Genomic DNA, 18,322 nt, shown 5'->3' on the forward strand with positions numbered 1-18,322 from the left:
AAACAGACGAAAAAATGACAGATAGAGCAAAAGAAGATAAGGACCAAGACCTTGAACAGACAGAAACGGTCGAAAACCCTGTGAATGAAGGAGATGAAAACAAAGCGGGCAGTACCGGTGTTTCAGATGAAATCGAAGATACGGAACTGTCGGAGTCGGACAAATTGGCAAAGGAAAACCAAGAGCTGAAAGACAAGTATGTCAGGTTGTATTCGGAATTTGAAAATTTCCGGAGAAGGACTGCCAAGGAACGTTTGGAGCTGGTTAGCACGGCTTCCAAAGACCTGGTGCAGGAAGTGCTGCCCATTCTGGATGATTTCGAACGTTCCTTCAAGGCCGAAAATACCTCCGAACGGGAGGAGGAACAAAAGCAGGCCGGAAGCAAGTTGATCTACAATAAATTACTTCGGGTGCTTACCGCCAAGGGCTTGCAGCCGATGGAAGATTTGGTCGGGAAGGATTTTGACGCAGAATATCACGAGGCAATTACCCAAATACCTGCTCCTTCTGAGGAGTTAAAAGGCAAAATCGTCGATGTGGTCGAAAAGGGATACACCATGGCAGGCAAGGTCGTGCGGTTTGCAAAAGTGGTAATTGGAAACTAAAGATATATGGCAAAGAGAGATTATTACGAGGTGCTTGGTATCGCAAAGGGAGCCGGCGCCGATGAGATAAAAAAAGCGTACAGAAAACTGGCGATCAAGTACCATCCAGACAAAAACCCGGGGAATGCCAGTGCCGAAGACAAGTTTAAGGAAGCGGCGGAGGCCTACGAGGTGCTGAGCAATCCGGAAAAACGCCAGCGCTACGACCAGTTTGGTCACCAGGGAGTCAGTGGAAACGGTGGCTTCGGCGGAGGTGGAATGAACATGGACGACATCTTCTCTCAGTTTGGTGACATTTTTGGCGGGGGCGGTTTTGATTCTTTCTTTGGTGGTGGCGGCAGAAGTTCCCGCCGGACCAAGAAAGGTACCAACCTGCGCGTAAAGCTAAAGCTTACGCTCCAGGAGCTGGCAAACGGAGTGGAGAAAAAAATCAAAGTGAAGCGCCACATGGTGGCCGATGGGGTCACCTTTAAGACTTGCGCTACCTGTCAGGGAGCGGGACAGATCAAAAAAGTGGTGAATACCATGCTGGGACAAATGGTATCGGCCAGTACCTGTCCTGCCTGTGAAGGAAGCGGTCAGGTAGTCGACAAAAAGCCCGCCAATGCCGATGCCCGCGGACTGGTGGTGAAGGAAGAGATCATTCCCATCAATATTCCTGCCGGTGTGTCGGAAGGCATGCAACTTAGCCTGAGTAGCAAAGGCAACGAAGTGCCCGGAGGCGTTCCCGGGGATTTGCTGATCCTGATTGAGGAGATAGCCGATGAGGTACTGGTACGGGATGGCAATAACGTAGTGTATGACCTCTACCTGAGTTTTGTAGACGTAGCCCTGGGAGCCTCGTTGGAAGTACCTACCATCGATGGTAAAGTAAAAATCAAAATTGAGCCAGGTACACAAGCGGGAAAAATTTTGCGCCTGAAAGGGAAGGGCATCAAGGAATTAAACGGGTATGGAAAGGGAGACCAGCTCATCCACGTTAACGTATGGACACCCAAAGAGGTGACCAAAGAGGAGCGGGAAAAACTGGAGTCGCTACGCGATTCGGAAAATTTCAAACCCAATCCGGGAAAGTCCGAAAAAAGCATCTTTGATAAAGTGAAGGAATTCTTTTGAAAGTGATTGGTCGGAATACGGCCATTCACTTTTTGTAAAGAAACCTTTTGGAAGCCAACCCGTATTAATTCCGTATGTTTAAGGAATTGATTGTAGCGATGAGTCTGATTACCTGTGTGGGTTTTTCCTCCAATGGCCAAATCTTAAGGCATTTTGAGGTATCCGATAGGGAAGGCATCAATCTGGTCAATCTGCATTTTTCCAGTTACAAAGGTGTGTCTACCATCCAGCGTGCGTACAGGGGCCTGCCGCTGCATGCAGACGCCAGACTGGGAACCGTCAATATCCTGCCCACCTTCGTTCACAATTTTTCCGATGGGGTGCTGTACGCCCAGCTGGATCATAAAAACGTGGAGTCGGAAAGCCTGAGCAAAAACCTTTCCTACCGGCTTTTTTCAAGTGGAGACGACGATTTTGACCATACCTGGCAGGTTGGATTGGACGCTAGTTTTCTTTACGACCTGCACCTGAACTTTGGCATTGGCAAAGCCCGGCTCGATTTTGCCAACCTGCCCATATCCAATTGTATCGTCAAGACCGCCTCTGCGGACGTTTTTTTGAATTATTCCAACCCGGTGGCCAATTCCGTGGCCATGGACACCCTGGCGGTGGCCATTAATATGGGCTCGTTCTATGCGGATGATTTGCAGCTTTCCAATGCCCGCTTGTTACTGTTGGATGTAAATTACGGCTCTGTAAACCTCTCGTTTGGGGATACCATGGCCCACCGCACCACGGTCAACGCGATGGTCGGTGCCGGTTCGGTATCCATCAAACTTCCTGAAGAAAGCCTGCCTTACCTGGTGAAGATCAAAGCGACAGCCATGTGTCGGACCAAAGTGCCGCGACACCTTCGGGAAATCACCGAAAACACTTACGTCAGTAAAGGCTACCAGGCAGACGCCAAAAACCTCATGACCTTTTTGATAGATGTTTCCGTGGGATCTGTATCTTTGGAATAAGATACGCCCGTTTTTCGTTTTTGGGTCGCAAAGTGACGATTAAATTTTACCGCTGTTGGAACTGTTACACGTCCGTTCGTTAAATAAATCCTATGGGGCACATCAGGCCCTGAAAGACTTTGACCTTTCCGTTGCGCAAGGGCTTATTTTTGGACTGTTGGGGCCCAATGGAGCAGGAAAGACCACCTTCATCCGGATCGTCAACCAGATTATCGAACAGGATTCGGGAGAAATCCGGATCAAGGGCGAACCCCTGCGCATGCGGCACGTGCGGGATATCGGCTACCTGCCCGAGGAAAGAGGCCTTTACAAAGCAATGAAAGTACAGGAACAACTGCTGTATTTTGCCCAAATCAAAGGACTCAAAAAGCAGGAAGCGCAGCTGCGCATAAAGCGCTGGCTGGAAAAACTGGACCTGACCCGCTGGAAAGAAAATAAAATACAGGATCTGTCCAAAGGCATGGCACAGAAAGTGCAGTTCATCGCCACGGTGATCCACCAGCCGGACCTGTTGATTCTCGACGAGCCTTTCTCGGGTTTTGACCCGGTCAATGCAGAAATTATCAAAAACGAGATTCTGGAATTAAAGCGCCAGGGTACCACCATTATCCTTTCCACCCATCGCATGGAGTCGGTAGAATTGCTCTGCGACCAAATTGCCCTGATCAACCGTGCCCGAAAAGTCCTTGACGGTCCGGTAAAAACGATTAAAAACGAAGCAAAGACAAACCGTTTCCTCGTAAAACTCATTCCGGATACGTCCGCCACTGCCCTGCCCCTGGAAGACGGGGTGAGTCGGGAAGGATACCTGGAGTTTACCGTAGAGCTGCAGGGACGGCAGCCCAATTCGCTGCTGCGGGAGCTGATGGAGCAGGGTGAAATCCTGGGATTCGAAGAGATCATTCCCAGCATTGAGGAAATATTCATTCAAAAAATCAACGAGAGTCATGCCGGGTAAAATTCTGCTAGTCATCAAACGCGAGTACCTGGCCCGGGTAAAGAAACGTTCGTTTTTACTCGCCACACTCATCACCCCCTTGATTTTTCCCACGATATTGGGATTGTTTCTCTGGATTGCACTGACCGACCTGCCTGGTGAGAGCCGGCGCTTCATCGAAGTGGTAGACGAAAACAATGCCTATTTTCTTGAAAGCAACGAAATGTATGCCTTCTCCTACGAGGGACTCGACCGGGAAGCGGCCAAAGTGCTGGTAGAGGAAGGACAGCGGTTTGGCCTGCTGTACATCCCCAAATTGGATCTGAAAAATCCACAGGGGATCGTTTTTTATTGCGAAGAAACTCCTTCGCTTACGACCCTTGCAAGCCTGGAGGCCGCCTTGAAGCAAAAAATTGAGGAGCTCCGCCTGCTCACTTCTGGAATCGATCCGGTCGTGCTTTCTGCCTTAAAAACCGACGTGTCCGTGCAGTCGGTGGTCGTCGGCCAACCGGGAGGGGATCGGGTTTCTCATGCCGTGGTCAACTATGCGGTGGGCTTCATTGCCGGCATATTGATCTATACCTTCATTTTTGTTTATGGAAACCAAATCATGCAGGGGGTCATCGAAGAAAAATCCAGCCGGATCATCGAAATTCTGGTATCCTCCCTGAAACCCTTTCAGTTGATGATGGGGAAGATTTTGGGAATCGGAGCGGTGGGATTGACGCAGTTCTTGATATGGATCCTGCTTATCAGCGCCGTTTCTTCCCTGGTCATGGGCTACTTCGGGATGAAAATGCCTCAACAACAACTTATGGAGATGTCGGGGCAACCGGGGGTATTTCCGGATACGGGGCAGCAAGACGTCGGACAAATGGTTCAATTGCTTCAGGGGATTGACTTCCTGCAACTAACGCTCGCCTTTCTGATCTACTTTGTTGGTGGCTACTTGTTGTACGGGGCGTTTTTTGCGGCCATAGGCGCAGCGGTGGACAGTCCCTCTGACGCCCAACAGTTCATGTTTCCCGTGACCATTCCGCTGTTGATTGCCTACATGGGGCTGTTTATTTTTGTATTGGATGATCCCAATAGCCGTGTGTCCTACTGGCTTTCCATTATTCCCTTTACCTCTCCTGTGGCCATGATGGGGCGGGTCAGTTTTGGCGTGCCCTGGCACCAACTGACACTATCCATCGGCTTGTTAGTGGCGGGGTTTTTGGGCACAACCTGGATGGCAGGTAAGATTTACCGCATCGGTATTTTGGTGCACGGTACCAAGGTGGGCTACAAGGTGCTCTGGAAGTGGCTCACCGACAATAACTAAGACTTCGCTACCGCTCTGTCAAGGCCGTGGTACCGGTAGATATTTTTAGGGTCTGAAGCAATAATGCCGCGCAACTATTGTTTCTGATGATGAACTTCTTTAAGTTCGGAAACATCTTTTGCCAATGAAGAGAAAATTTCAAGACCTGACATCACTGGATCTCTACAAAAACAGGGGAAAGGTAAAATGGGCGGTATTCGCCTTTTCCATCGTTATTGGCCTGGGATCCATTTATTACACCAATACCCTGGTGGAGGAGTTGAAGATTCGGGAAAGGCGGCAGGTAGACCTCTACGCAGAGGCACTGGAATATGCTTCTGTCAACTCCGATAATCTGACCTTCGTCTTTCAAGTAATCATTCAGGAAAACCGGTCCATCCCCGTCATCACTGTGAATGCAGCGGGCGAGCCGATTGAGTACAAAAACGTTCGCTTCCGAAAAAACAGTACCGAGGAGGATAAAAAGCAGCAGCTACTCGAAGAACTGGCTTCGATGAAGGAGCTTTACGAACCCATACGCCTCTCAGACGACGCCTTTATTTATTACAGAAACTCCGACCTGCTCACACGTCTTCAATACTATCCCTACGTGCAGCTTTCGGTGATTTTGGTGTTTGGTATCCTCGCGTATGCGTTTTTTAACCAAAGCAAGGTGGCCGAACAAAACCGCCTCTGGGCAGGACTTACCAAAGAAACCGCCCATCAGTTGGGAACCCCTCTTGCCTCCCTCATGGCTTGGGTAGACTACCTGCGAAATTCTCCCGTATTTGAAGAAAATCAGGAGGTGATTCTGGAGCTGGAAAAAGATATCCACAAACTAAGCATGGTGACCGAGCGCTTCAGTAATATCGGCAGCACACCCGTGATCAAACCCGAAAATGTGTATCAGGTCGTCGGAGACGCCATCAGCTACCTGCGGCCACGGATTTCAAGCAAGGTAAGCATGGACCTCAATTCCCATGCAGAAAATATTTACGCACAGATGAACCGCTCGCTCTTTGAATGGGTCATTGAAAATATCTGCAAAAATGCGGTCGACGCAATGAAAGGTCAGGGAGCGATTCACATCAACATCGTGAAGGAAAGCGAAAAATACGTGTTTGTCGATATCAGCGATACCGGAAAGGGTATTGAAAAAAAGATGTTTGGAAAGGTATTTAACCCCGGCTTTACCACGCGGCAACGCGGTTGGGGTCTGGGACTTACCCTGGCAAAACGGATCATCGAAGGCTACCACAAGGGTCGTATTTTTGTCAATGCCTCCGAACTGGGAAAGGGAACCACCTTTCGTATCGTATTGCTGGGCGTACGGGACGTGGAGGACTGAGCCGAAAGGGTAGCAGGCCCCAAGCCGGATTAATTACAAATAAAAAGTGCATGGATCCCCGGAGGAGCCATGCGCTTTTTGTATCCGGTTATTATTTCCCCAAAAAAGGGTAGTGGTAATCGGTGGCGCTGACAAAGGTTTCCTTGATGGTGCGCGGCGAAACCCAGCGCAGCAAGTTGATCATGGACCCGGCCTTGTCGTTGGTACCGGAAGCACGCGCCCCTCCAAAGGGCTGTTGGCCCACCACGGCTCCGGTAGGCTTGTCGTTGATGTAGAAATTTCCTGCTGCATGCCGCAACCTGGCCGTGGCCAGTTCGATAGCGTACCGATCCCTGGAAAAGACTGCACCGGTAAGGGCATAAGGAGAGGTCTGATCGACCAGTTCCAGTGCCTCTTCGTAATGGTTTTCCTGGTAGACGTAGATGCTCAATACGGGGCCGAAGATTTCCTCTACCATGGTGGTATACAGGGGATCCTGCACCAATAGTACCGTAGGCTCGATAAAATATCCCTTGGATTTGTCGCAGGTACCTCCGGCAATTACTTCTACCTGATCCGCTTTTTTTGCTGCCGCGATGTATCCGCTGATCTTGTCAAAGGCTTTCTCATCGATGACTGCATTGATAAAATTGCCAAAATCCTCGGGTCCACCCATCTTCATGGACGCCAGGTCTGCCAGCAAAAATTCCTTTACCTGCTCCCATAGATTCGAAGGAATATAGGCCCGGGAAGCCGCGCTGCATTTTTGCCCCTGGTATTCAAAGGCCCCCCGGCTGAGGGCCGTGGCCACTGCTTTTGGGTCGGCCGATTTGTGGGCGATCACGAAGTCCTTGCCGCCCGTTTCGCCCACGATGCGCGGATACGTTTTGTACAGCGCGATGTTCTTGCCGATGGTTTTCCATAACTGCTGAAACACCCCCGTTGATCCGGTAAAATGCAGGCCAGCAAAATCAGGATGCGAAAAAATCACGTCACCGGCATCCGGTCCATCCACGTAGATCAGGTTAATGACCCCATCCGGAATGCCTGCCTCCCGGAATACCTGCATCAATACCTGAGCCGCGTAAATTTGGGTATGTGCTGGTTTCCAGATGACCGTATTGCCCATCATGGCCGGTGCTGTGGGCAGGTTGCCGGCAATGGCGGTGAAATTAAACGGGGTAATGGCAAAAACAAATCCTTCCAGCGGCCGGTGTTCGGTACGGTTCCAGACGCCCTTCCCGCTGATGGGGGGTTGTTGGGCGTAGATTTCAGACATGAATTTCACGTTGAACCGCAGGAAATCGATCAACTCGCAGGCCGAATCGATTTCCGCTTGAAAGGCATTTTTGGATTGCCCCAGCATGGTAGCGGCATTGATCCGGTCCCGGTAGGGCCCCGCGAGCAAGTCGGCCGCCTTTAGAAAAATGGCTGCCCGTTGTTCCCATTGCATGTTTTCCCAGGCATGTTTGGCTCCCATTGCGGCATTTATTGCCTGAGTGACGTGGCCTGTGTCTCCCTGGTGATAATGCCCCAGTACGTGCTGGTGATCGTGAGGAGGGTGCAGGGACTGGGTTTTTTCCGTTCGGATTTCCTCTGCGCCGATATACATGGGGATGTCTTTCACCTGCGAACGGGCAGCGGCGATGGCCTCCTGAAGAGCGGCCCTTTCCGGCGAGCCGGGTGCATAGGCTTTGACGGGTTCATTGCTTGGTTCGGGTACGGTAAAAAAGCCTTTGAGCATAAATTATTGGTGTTTTGGTGCAAGAATTGGTTTTATCGAATGTATACGTTAACAACGAACCGCTTCCACGCAGGGTTCAAAGGAAGGTTTTTAATTCCGAAAGGTGCCGGATGGTAAAGGTAGCCGGCACCGGACTTTTTAGGCCCCTGGGATTAAAATGTACCTGGTCGATGGAAGCATTTTTGGCGCCGAGGATGTCCGAGGTGGGGTTGTCCCCGATCATGAGGCACTCCTGGGGAAGGGTGCCTATTTCCCGGAGGGTATGGGTAAAAATTCGGGAATCAGGCTTTCGAAATCCGGAGGATTCGGAGGTAACCACTACCTTAAAATGGCGGTCGAGTCCGGAGGCTTTTAATTTGGCGAATTGGCTCTCGTTAAACCCATTGGTGACGATGTGCAACTCGTAGCTTTCACCCAGGTAGTGCAACATTTCCAAGGCCTGATCCATTACTTTTGCCTTGGAAGAGGTAAGGCGGATAAAATCGTCTTCCAGGGATCGGGGAATGAGGTCCTCGGAAAGCCGGGCTCTGGTAAAGACCTTCGGGAATCGGATGGCCCGCAGCTGATCCCGATCCACCTGCCCCCGGTTAAACTGATCCCAGAGCTCCAGATTGGTGGCCTGAAAAGCCTCAAAAAATACCTCAAACGTAGCACTGCCAAGTTCGGCCAGCCGGTGCTGCGCATACAATTCGGTGAGGGAATCCCGCACATTGCTGTCGTAATCCCATAGGGTATGGTCCAAATCAAAAAGCAGGTGGCGGTAAGGTTTCATGGAAAATCACTTTCGATACAGGTTGTTTTCAATCTTGTTTTTGGCCAGCTCCCGGTTGGAGTAGAGGATTTCGTAGATTTCCTGGTCCCGGAGCAGGTTTTGGTCTTTTTGGATAAATCTCAGGATTTGCCCCAGTACTTCCTGGGCTTCCTCCAGGATGTAATAAAAGGTCCATTGATCGGTTTTCCTGCTCCCGATCAATCCTGCGTTTTTTAAGTAGGTGACGTGTCTACTCGTTTTGGTCTGGGTGAAATCCAGAATGTGCTCCATGTCCGAAATACACAATTCCTCGTTTTGCAACAGTAAATGGAGGATTCGTACCCGCGGTTCTTCGGAAAGGGCTTTGAAGACACGCATCCCATAACTTAAACTTATGTTTTTTAAGCGCATTTAATTAACTTTAACAAATAAAACCGGTTGAAGTTAATGAATTCAGGGGTATTTCTCTTATTATCGTGAAATCATTGGCTTTGTTACAAAACCGGCTTGCTTTCTTTCCGTATCCCTGGAAGAAAGGCAGGCCTTTGGAAAAATGAGATACGTGAAAAAGTACTTACAACTCGCCCTACTCGTCCTCCTTGTATATGCGGGGCATCTCTTGCCGGCCAATGCCCAGGATACGCCGGAGCGAAAAGTGGTGCAGCTGTCGGGCGTCATTTTGAATGCCGACAGCACCACGGCCATTCCCGGGGTGAATATTTATGTGCCCAGAAAGGGTAGAGGAACCAGTAGTAACCGTTTTGGGTACTTCTCCATGCCGGTTTTGGCAGGAGATAGTGTAGTTTTTTCCTTTATTGGTCTCAAGCGACAGACCATTACCATTCCGGAAGATTTGGATGAAGACAAGGTGAGCTATATCCTGACCATGGTGCAGGACGAGATCGCCCTACAAGAGGTGCAGGTCATGCCCTATCCCACCGAGGAGGAATTCAAAAATGCCATTTTGGCGGTGAATATCGATGCGGAACCTCCACTCAACCGGGGCAATCTCAGTCCTCAATTACTCCTCCGCTGGGCGGAAGAAATGCCCGCTTCCGGTAACGAAAATTTCCGGCAGTTTACCAATCAGCAGACCCAGCAAACCCTGGACCGGTACGGGCCCAGACCCTTGCCTCTGCTTAATCCCTTTGCCTGGGCACAGTTTATCAAATCCATTAAAAACGGAGACCTGAAAAACCGGGATTAAAAAAGCTTCCTGGCGGGTATCCCGGCAAAATTGTCCGTTTATCACTTTTCCGTCCTGAAGGTCACCCTATTGTTCCTTCGATGGAGACAAAATGGTATATTCGCCCATTATTAGAAATCCGAAAACATGAAACATTTATTTGTAGTGGTCCTGCTGACCTGTTCCCATGTGGTTTTTTCTCAGGGTTGGGGACCTGAGCGTCCGGAAAGGCCGAAACTGGTGATTGGCATTGTGGTAGACCAGATGCGGCAGGAGTATTTTTACCGCTATCAGGAAAGGTTTGTGGAAGATGGCTTCATGCGCCTTATGAATGAGGGTTTTATGATGAAAAATGGCCATTATAACTACATACCCACCTATACCGGCCCCGGCCACGCCTCCGTCTATACCGGCACCACCCCGGCTACCCATGGTATTATCGGCAATAATTGGTATGTACGCTCGTTGGGCCGTTCCATCTATTGTGCGGAAGACAGTACCGTTACGGGAGTAGCCGGCAGTCCTTCCAATGGAGAAATTTCCCCCCGAAATCTGCTGAGCAGTACCATCACCGACGAACTCATGTTTGCTACCGGAAAGCGCTCCAAAGTGGTAGGTATCGCCATCAAGGACCGGGGGGCGGCCTTACCTGCCGGGCACCTGGGAGATGCCTACTGGTACGATGCCAAAACCGGCGAGTTCATGACCTCCAGCTATTATTACGATGAATTGCCCGAGTGGGCAAAAGCGTTCAATGCCAGAAAACTACCGGAAAAATACCTATCAGAGACCTGGGAGACGCTTTTTCCCTTGGAAAGCTACCTACAGGGCGCAGCCGATAACAATGATTTTGAATCCCCTTTTATAGGGATGGAAACGCCTACCTTTCCCTACGATCTGCCCGCATTGACGGCAGACAATGGGGGATTGGGCCTGATAAGTACGACTCCCTATGGCAATACCCTTACCCTGGATCTGGCCTATGCTGCCTTGGAAGGAGAGCAATTGGGCAAAAGAGGAGTGACCGACTTTCTGGCGGTAAGTTTTTCGTCTACCGATTATATCGGGCATAGGTTTGGTCCCGCTTCGGTAGAAGTGGAAGACAATTACCTTCGGTTGGACCGGGAATTGGCGGAATTTTTTGCCTACCTGGACCGGGAGATCGGCGAAGGGGAATACCTGGTGTTTCTGACCGCTGATCATGGGGTGGCCGATGTAGTTAGTTACATGCAGAGCGAACGGGTGGCGGCCGGAAGTTTGGACACACGCTTTGTGCTGACCCAATTGAAAGGATTTACCAATCAGCAATTCGGAGAGGGTGACTGGATTTCCAATTATTCCAACGAGCAGGTGTTTTTAAACCGGGAGCTGGCCAAAGAGAAAGGCCTGGTGCTGGCCGACATGCAAAAGGAAGTCGCCGATTTCCTGCTGCGCTTTGACGGGATCAAGGAAACCTACACAGCGGAGGACTTGAAGCGATTGGAATACAACCATGGAAGAAAGCATTTGCTGCAGATGGGCTTCAACCACAAGGCTTCGGGAGATGTGATGGTGATATTGGAGCCCGCCTGGCTGACCAATTCTGTACGGGGCACCACCCATGGCACGGGGTACACCTATGATACCCATGTACCGATTGTATTTTATGGATGGGGTGTTCCGGCGGGTAGCAGCAGCCGCTACGCCACCATTACCGATATCGCTCCCACGCTGGCCATGCTGCTAAAAACCAGGCTTCCCAATGGAGCTTCCGGTCAGCCGATTGGCGAGATAGTGGATGCGAAATGATTGGTTATAATGGGAGTTAGCTAATCTTAAGATTTAATGCTGTGGGTTTGATCCGGAAAGCGGCATTATATGGGAATGTATGTGTAAAATCCCAACGAGTACAAATCCCTCCGCCGTGGCGGAGGGCAGGGGGGTTTTTTTCTTTCGTAAAAATATTTCAACAGATTGGTAAGAAATTGAACCAATCCAATCCCAGATCGGCAGAGGAGACAGGTGGGCAATAACCCGTGTTGAGCTGCAAGCGGTGGTTCAACCCACTCCGGGGTTGGGGGTAGGATTTAACGGTTCCCAGACCCCGGGTTTCGCCCGGGGTTTTTTGTTGAAGCCCTTCAGGCTTCGGAGCCGATTAGGTGATGTTTGTCGATAAGCAATTTTGGACCACATTAGTATATGATTGGGTGAAAGGAAAAGTAGTTTTGAATATGCCGTTTTAGATGATCAATGATTCTCTCAGTAAAGGCAGGCCTGAAGGGCCTAAACAACACTAACCGTGGGTGCAGCCCACTGCATATGGACCACCATACCCTCAAACCCCGAATGGGGTTGAACCTGATTTGAGCCAGTGAGGAACCGATTCACGGGGAGCTAAACCATAATTGAGTAAGGTATGAAGAAAAGGTGCCCCGACGGACAGTAGGAACATTAAAAGGCATTGGGATACCAATTTGAAGTTCAGTTCCAGGTAGTTTAGTAAAAAAGTCAGTGAGTTTCAGAAAAAGGGTTAACGTTTTTTTACAGCCCAGCGTTTTTGAGGATATCTTTATCCGAATCTTGTAGAGGTTATGTCCAAGAGGGGTTCCGGATGCAGGATTTTCGACCAAGGTCTCAATTAAATCCTGTAGTTCAGTTTTTAGGGAGGAATACTTTTTGGCCAGTTTTTTAGCCAACTTTTTAAAATTAGGTGTGGGGATTACCTTATAGCTCATTGAGGAAGTCTTCGGCCGATTGCTTGGGGAGCTTCCCTTCCTTCATACGCTTGACCTGGATCAGGCTATTTTGAAGTTCCTCCAATGCCTTTTCTTCGTCATCTGCTACCTCCACATAATCCAGGGCCTTGATAAACTCCAGGAAAACGTCAAATTTATTGTCTGCGATATTGATCGTAAGCTGCTTCATTTTTTTACCAATCCGTTGGCTTTATGTTTACTCGTAGCCGCAACTAGTTTAGATAAACGGGCAAGTGGGACCTAATGTTAGGAATGAAAATAGTCAGAAAACACTAAAATCGGAAATGGAAGCCCAATAGTCAGCAGTCAAGGAACATTCCTATAAAGCCGTGACAACCAGTTACCGGACGGACCAATGTTAAAACACAACCTAAAATCGGTAATCGCTATCCCGTCCCCGATTGGCTATATTTCAAAAAAAATCCGGGCCTGGCACTCCACTTTTTTCGGTGCGGAAATCGAATCAAATCATGCGCTTTAAAACAGATTATTTGTAAATTTTTTCAGTATTTTTTAAAAGAATAGTTGCAGCTCTCGTTTTTTTTTTATCAATTTAAGTGCCATTCAATCAATGTTTTACATTAAACCAAAAAAAACATGAAGACATGGCTTAAGAATTCAAGAAAATTAATGGCAGCCCTTGGGGCTGTAGCGGTTATGCTGGTGGCTGGCTGGCAGTTTGGTGTTGGCGGTACAGAAGCACCGTTTTATGCAACCGACGTGGCGTTGGAGAAAGCGATTGCGGGTTCTAATGAATATGGAGGTGTTTGTTGCCAGTGGTTTGGCCCGTGCGATCACCCTATTGGACTAAAATTTGCAGAATCAATATGGCAACCAGGTGATGATGTTTGTATTTAATTAGGTTTTAAAGGAGTAGTATCGTTTGGCATTACTACTCCCTTTTTATTTGGTTTTGAATCAATTCTTAGAAAGTGATGCGAAATAAATTACTTCTTTTAGTTGGGTTTTCAGCTTTCTTCATTGCCTGTTCCCCTAGGCATGCATCGGATGAAATCGAAAAGGAAGAAATAGTAATTTTCAATGAAAAAGATCTTCCAGATCCGATTGTCCTAACCGGAAGGAAATATAATTTCCCTGCTATCATAAACCCCAGATATATTTTGTGTATAGGGGATTACTTAGTGGTAAGTGAAAAGTCCAACGATAATCTTTTGCATATCCTTGACATAAAATCCGAAAAATACATACGTAGTACCGGAAAAAATGGTTTTGGCCCGAGAGAAGCATCTATGGTATATAAACTAGAGAATGCCTCTGAAAAAGAAAGCTTCTGGTGCTATGATTTTGAACAAACTATTTTTTCGAAGTACTCAGTTACCGGAGATACTTCTAAATTGGCAGAAAGCCAGTTGAGATTGGGAGAAATTTTCCATTATGTAAAGGATTTAACCTGGGCTTCAGATACCAGCTTATTGGTTACGATGGTGGACGGTAATGATAAATATTTTGAGGTTTCTCTAAATGGGGATACTCTGGCCACCTTTGGTAAATGGGGCAGTATGATGGATCGAAAAGATATTCCCTACAATGTGATCAGCAGTATCCATCATGGTAGAATTAAGTCCTCACCTGATAAAAGTAAATTTATATCAGCCGGGTCAAGACGAAATTTTATAGATGTGCTGAACAAAAATTCAGGGAAGATTCTTTCAATAAGGGGTCCGATTGATGAAATTCCAGAATTTGAAGTAGACTACAGTCTTGGGTATCCCATGGCTAATATGAACTTAGAAACACTCACAGTCAAATATTTGGATAGTTTTGCCGGAAGCAAGCTTATATATGGACTTTACTTGGGAAAAAGCTTTAGACAAATAAGCGATCCGGACAAGTTGAACAGGCTTTTTGTTTTTGATTATCAAGGAAATATACTGAACCATTTTGCACTGGATTATCCATTGACAAGCTTCACCGTAGATGAGAAAAATGGAATTATCTATGGGGTCACCATCGATCAGGATCCCAATGTTGTTGCCTTTGCCTTGCCGGAGGGTTCGCTGCTCACAGAATAGGCAGGTGATAGGCTAGTTGAAGCGATTCACTTTTAGGCTCCTTTCCATGAAAAACCGATTTTATAAGGTTCTGGTATTTTCCTTTATTTCGTTTTTGCTTGCGCAATGTAGGCTTTTGCGTTTCATTTTTCTCGAATTTCGTTGAAGTAGATCCTGCCATCTTTTTATTGTACCGATACGGGTACAATTTCTAGATGAAATAGGAAATTACACCCGAAAGGGTATATTAATTTACTGCGCACTTTAATTTATACCCGAAGGGGTATATTCTCACCTCTTTTTTATATATTTGTACCCGAATGGGTAACTACCATACCGAATGACTACCGGAAATAACTATACTGCATTACCCCTAAGCAGTTTTGTAAAGGAGAAGCGAAAGGCACTAGGGCTTACCCAGCAAGAGCTGGCAGAGAAAGCTGGCGTAGGCTTACGTTTTGTACGTGAATTGGAACGTGATAAACCTACCGTGCAAAAGGATAAGGTCAACCAGGTACTGGTATTGTTTGGTTATGAACTCGGGCCGGTACCCATAAACCGCAATAAACTGATCCGTGAGAAAGGCTAAAGTTTTTATGCACAACGATTGGGCAGGAATTCTGCAAGAAGATGAGGAAGGTTATCATTTTCAATACAGGGATGTTTATCTGAAAAGAGATAATGCAGAGCCAGTAAGTTTGACACTTCCGCTACAGGAAAAACCATTTCAGGATAACGTGCTATTTCCGTTTTTTGACGGTCTGATACCGGAGGGTTGGTTATTGGATATCGCTGAAAAAAACTGGAAACTAAGTGCACGTGATCGGATGGGTTTGCTACTTAAAACATGTCACGATTGCATAGGTGCAGTGAGCATTGAACCAATGGAAGAGGAAAAAGAAGATGAGTGAAAATTGCTGTCTATATTGTTATAAAGAACTGAGTGGAGAAGAAATGGACTTTCACTCAACATGCAGCAAGAAACTATTCGGCAAGCCTGTTTCTCCCCTATTGGAATATACCAATGATCAGATGCTCGAACTGGCTGAAAAGGTCATACAGCGCCAGTCGTCCGTAACCGGCGTACAGGCAAAGCTTTCCCTAGGGCTGGAAACCATGACTGAAAAAGATACGCCTCAAAAACTGACGATTATGGGTGTTTGGGGCGGATACATATTGAAACCGCCGAGTGAACATTATCCAAGTATGCCCGAACTGGAAGACCTCACGATGCACCTGGCAGCCATAGCCGGAATAAGAACCGTTCCGCATACCTTGATCCGGTTAAAGTCAGGGGAGCTTTCTTACATGACCAAACGAATAGATAGAAAAGGAAAGCAAAAATTCCATATGGAAGACATGTGCCAACTGACCGAGCGGTTAACAGAATCGAAGTATCGGGGTTCCTATGAACAGATTGGAAAAGCACTGGTTCACTTTTCGACCAATCCCGGATTTGATATCATCACCTTCTTTGAGCAGGTTGTATTTTGTTTCCTTACCGGTAACAATGACATGCACCTGAAAAACTTCTCCCTATTTAAGGATCCGAAAAGGGGATACAACCTGAGTCCCGCCTATGACATGGTAGCTGCCCAGTTGGTGGTTGAAGGAGATAACGAAGAATTGGCACTCACCCTTAACGGAAAAAAGAGGAAGCTAACACGAAGGGATTTTGAAATAGCGATGAGAAGGTTTGAAATCGATCAGAAAGCATTCGATAATATTTTCGAGCGTTTCAGAAAGACGATACCGATATGGCATGGGTTTGTGGAAATAAGCTTTCTTCCGAGTAAAATGAAGGAAGCCTATCACGTAATGATTGATAAAAAGGCCAAACAGATCGAACTATAACCGAATTGATTAAAATTGTTCAACAAAGACGGATAAGCCAACTAACTGACCATTTCCAATCCTGAAAGGTTGATACCTAAATTCCCCGTATACGCTTTAAAACAGATTACTTGTAATTTATTTTATTTTTTTTAAAAGAATAGTTGCAACTATCATTTTATTTTATCAAATTAACTCCCATTTAATCAATGTTTTACGCTAAACCAAAAAAAGTATAAAACATGGCTTAAAAATTCAAGAAAATCAATGGCAGTCTTTGGGGCTGTAGCAGTTATGCTGGTGGCCGGCTGGCAGTTTGGGGTTAGTGGTACGGAAACGGTGTTTTCGGAGAGGGAAGTGGCTTTGGAGAATGCGATTGCGGGAAGTGGTGATAGTATTATATGCTACAGTATACTACAGGGAACCGACGGACAATCGGTGGCTTGTTCACCATGTTCGCTTGCAACTGGGATTCCTCCTTGGTATCACCTTGGAGACCAATGTACTCCTTAAAAGCGTTTCCAAACCGATTCATATCGATGCAGTCGGTATGAATCGGTTTGAATAAGTTAACACGGAATCAAAAGACATGAAATTATCACTGCTGTTAGCATTAACCATAGTAGTTTTTTTAGGTTGTGTGCCCGAAAAAGAAACCACTTTTATGGGTGAGCGTCCCGTAACTATAAAATTCGAAAAATCCTATAGCCTTGACGGGACACTTGCTAGTTTAGAAACCTTAGGTGCACAAAATATCCACATACTGGACAGTCTAATGGTTATTACCACCCCTCAACGGGATACGCTATACAATATTAGATCCTTACATAACCTTGGTCTGGAAAAAAATTTTATAAGAAAGGGAGAAGGTCCCAATGAATTTGAAAACCTTCTGAGACCCCTTTCTGCGGAAAAGAAAGGAAATGATGTCCTTATTTCATTTTATCACAAAGCTAGGCAGGGAATATTTTATTTTAACCTCACTCAGTCGTGGTATGGTGAAATTGATATATTTATGGATACTGTCAAATTGAAAAAACTGAATGAGATATATCGAGCTTACAAAATTGACGATGAAAGGGTTTTTATTGATAACATGGATTTCCTAAATTTAAACCAACTGTATTCGGTATATCAGCTGAATGATCAGCAAATTACTCGGCTTGATACCGCCTTAAAATCAGGACTCAATGATCAACAGGATAGTTATCTAATGGCTTCAGTTACGGTTTTCAATAAGTTGAAGCGAAAATACGCAGGAGGGATGATGTTTATGGATCAGTTGAATATATATGATATAGAAAATCCTGATAATTCCATTTCGATTACAACAAATAAAAACGTCGAATCACTTAGTACCGCTGCGAAAGCGAGTATGCCTTTAAAAAATGAATACTATGTTGATTTAAGGGATGGTAACGGATTTCTGTTTGGACTTTATGCAAATCTTAGTAGAAAAGAATGGGCGATAGGCAATTCGCCGGCTGAAGTCCATGTGATCGACTGGGATGGAAATCCAACTTGTAAACTAATTATAAAGGAAAAATTACTACATATTTGTATTGATTCCGCTAACAATCTGCTGTTTGGTTTAACTGAAAAAGATGAGATTTACACGTATGATCTTGACAGGGTTCCTGAGCTACAATAAAAATTAATCAAATCCACAAGTCTGCTTACAGGGAAATTTTTATCTCATAAAACTTGCGACCTAAATCCCCCTATACGCTTTAAAACAGAAGAGTTGTAATTTTTTCAGTATTTTTTAAAAGAATAGTTGCAACTCTCGTTTCTTTTATCAATTTAAGTGC

Annotated in this window: 19 protein-coding genes; 14 read left to right on the forward strand and 5 right to left on the reverse strand. The window is 46.6% G+C overall.

Annotated elements, in window-relative coordinates; translation table 11 throughout:
- The first annotated feature begins 14 nt into the window (after window positions 1–14).
- The 6 genes from ABWH99_RS04820 to ABWH99_RS04845 all read left to right on the forward strand — a co-directional run bounded on the left by ABWH99_RS04820 (window position 15) and on the right by ABWH99_RS04845 (window position 6,271).
- Complete coding sequence (locus ABWH99_RS04820; RefSeq protein ID WP_375585169.1) at window positions 15–605, forward strand: nucleotide exchange factor GrpE; 591 nt, start codon at window positions 15–17, stop codon at window positions 603–605.
- Between the two features lie 6 nt (window positions 606–611).
- Window positions 612–1,721 carry a molecular chaperone DnaJ gene (gene dnaJ, locus ABWH99_RS04825; RefSeq protein ID WP_375585170.1) on the forward strand — a complete coding sequence of 370 codons (1,110 nt, stop codon included), beginning with the start codon at window positions 612–614 and terminating at the stop codon, window positions 1,719–1,721.
- Window positions 1,722–1,795: 74 nt separating this feature from the next.
- Entirely contained in the window at window positions 1,796–2,683 is an 888-nt protein-coding gene (locus ABWH99_RS04830) for a hypothetical protein (RefSeq protein WP_375585171.1), read from the forward strand.
- A gap of 55 nt (window positions 2,684–2,738) precedes the next feature.
- Entirely contained in the window at window positions 2,739–3,641 is a 903-nt protein-coding gene (locus ABWH99_RS04835; RefSeq protein WP_375585172.1) for an ABC transporter ATP-binding protein, read from the forward strand.
- Window positions 3,631–4,944, forward strand: coding sequence for an ABC transporter permease (locus ABWH99_RS04840; RefSeq protein WP_375585173.1), 1,314 nt, complete (start codon window positions 3,631–3,633; stop codon window positions 4,942–4,944). The genes ABWH99_RS04835 and ABWH99_RS04840 overlap by 11 nt, the downstream gene beginning before the upstream one ends.
- Before the next feature lie 124 nt (window positions 4,945–5,068).
- The gene (locus ABWH99_RS04845; RefSeq protein WP_375585174.1) at window positions 5,069–6,271 is read left to right on the forward strand and encodes a PAS domain-containing sensor histidine kinase; all 1,203 of its coding nucleotides are present in this window, start codon (window positions 5,069–5,071) and stop codon (window positions 6,269–6,271) included.
- Between the two features lie 91 nt (window positions 6,272–6,362).
- Here ABWH99_RS04845 and pruA read toward each other — a convergent pair whose 3' ends face one another.
- The 3 genes from pruA to ABWH99_RS04860 all read right to left on the reverse strand — a co-directional run bounded on the left by pruA (window position 6,363) and on the right by ABWH99_RS04860 (window position 9,156).
- The gene (pruA, locus tag ABWH99_RS04850) at window positions 6,363–7,994 is read right to left on the reverse strand and encodes an L-glutamate gamma-semialdehyde dehydrogenase (protein WP_375585175.1); all 1,632 of its coding nucleotides are present in this window, start codon (window positions 7,992–7,994) and stop codon (window positions 6,363–6,365) included.
- Between the two features lie 76 nt (window positions 7,995–8,070).
- Entirely contained in the window at window positions 8,071–8,766 is a 696-nt protein-coding gene (locus ABWH99_RS04855; protein WP_375585176.1) for a YjjG family noncanonical pyrimidine nucleotidase, read from the reverse strand.
- A gap of 6 nt (window positions 8,767–8,772) precedes the next feature.
- Window positions 8,773–9,156: an ArsR/SmtB family transcription factor gene (locus ABWH99_RS04860; RefSeq protein ID WP_375585177.1), complete on the reverse strand. Its 384-nt coding sequence runs from the start codon at window positions 9,154–9,156 to the stop codon at window positions 8,773–8,775.
- Between the two features lie 142 nt (window positions 9,157–9,298).
- Here ABWH99_RS04860 and ABWH99_RS04865 point away from each other — a divergent pair, with 142 nt between their 5' ends.
- The gene (locus tag ABWH99_RS04865) at window positions 9,299–9,952 is read left to right on the forward strand and encodes a carboxypeptidase-like regulatory domain-containing protein (protein WP_375585178.1); all 654 of its coding nucleotides are present in this window, start codon (window positions 9,299–9,301) and stop codon (window positions 9,950–9,952) included.
- Between the two features lie 126 nt (window positions 9,953–10,078).
- Window positions 10,079–11,719, forward strand: a complete 1,641-nt coding sequence (gene pafA / locus ABWH99_RS04870) for an alkaline phosphatase PafA (RefSeq protein ID WP_375585179.1) — start codon at window positions 10,079–10,081, stop codon at window positions 11,717–11,719.
- Window positions 11,720–12,294: 575 nt separating this feature from the next.
- Here pafA and ABWH99_RS04875 read toward each other — a convergent pair.
- Together ABWH99_RS04875 and ABWH99_RS04880 are read right to left on the reverse strand one after the other, a co-directional pair.
- Window positions 12,295–12,645, reverse strand: a complete 351-nt coding sequence (locus ABWH99_RS04875; RefSeq protein ID WP_375585180.1) for a hypothetical protein — start codon at window positions 12,643–12,645, stop codon at window positions 12,295–12,297.
- The gene (locus ABWH99_RS04880) at window positions 12,635–12,835 is read right to left on the reverse strand and encodes a hypothetical protein (protein WP_375585181.1); all 201 of its coding nucleotides are present in this window, start codon (window positions 12,833–12,835) and stop codon (window positions 12,635–12,637) included. Before ABWH99_RS04880 ends, ABWH99_RS04875 begins: the two co-directional genes overlap by 11 nt.
- A gap of 428 nt (window positions 12,836–13,263) precedes the next feature.
- Here ABWH99_RS04880 and ABWH99_RS04885 point away from each other — a divergent pair, with 428 nt between their 5' ends.
- The 6 genes from ABWH99_RS04885 to ABWH99_RS04910 all read left to right on the forward strand — a co-directional run bounded on the left by ABWH99_RS04885 (window position 13,264) and on the right by ABWH99_RS04910 (window position 18,162).
- Window positions 13,264–13,524, forward strand: coding sequence for a hypothetical protein (locus ABWH99_RS04885; RefSeq protein ID WP_375585182.1), 261 nt, complete (start codon window positions 13,264–13,266; stop codon window positions 13,522–13,524).
- 77 nt (window positions 13,525–13,601) lie between these two features.
- Entirely contained in the window at window positions 13,602–14,699 is a 1,098-nt protein-coding gene (locus tag ABWH99_RS04890) for a BF3164 family lipoprotein (protein WP_375585183.1), read from the forward strand.
- Window positions 14,700–15,018: 319 nt separating this feature from the next.
- A complete protein-coding gene (locus ABWH99_RS04895; RefSeq protein ID WP_375585184.1) occupies window positions 15,019–15,267 on the forward strand; it encodes a helix-turn-helix transcriptional regulator in 249 nt (82 codons plus the stop codon).
- Window positions 15,268–15,274: 7 nt separating this feature from the next.
- Window positions 15,275–15,589: a HipA N-terminal domain-containing protein gene (locus ABWH99_RS04900; RefSeq protein WP_375586542.1), complete on the forward strand. Its 315-nt coding sequence runs from the start codon at window positions 15,275–15,277 to the stop codon at window positions 15,587–15,589.
- Window positions 15,582–16,532, forward strand: a complete 951-nt coding sequence (locus ABWH99_RS04905) for a HipA domain-containing protein (RefSeq protein WP_375585185.1) — start codon at window positions 15,582–15,584, stop codon at window positions 16,530–16,532. The genes ABWH99_RS04900 and ABWH99_RS04905 overlap by 8 nt, the downstream gene beginning before the upstream one ends.
- A gap of 568 nt (window positions 16,533–17,100) precedes the next feature.
- Window positions 17,101–18,162: a hypothetical protein gene (locus ABWH99_RS04910; protein WP_375585186.1), complete on the forward strand. Its 1,062-nt coding sequence runs from the start codon at window positions 17,101–17,103 to the stop codon at window positions 18,160–18,162.
- Window positions 18,163–18,322: the final 160 nt, after the last annotated feature.

Origin of the sequence: Cyclobacterium xiamenense (assembly GCF_042140265.1) — a bacterium.
GTDB lineage: Bacteria > Bacteroidota > Bacteroidia > Cytophagales > Cyclobacteriaceae > Cyclobacterium > Cyclobacterium xiamenense_A.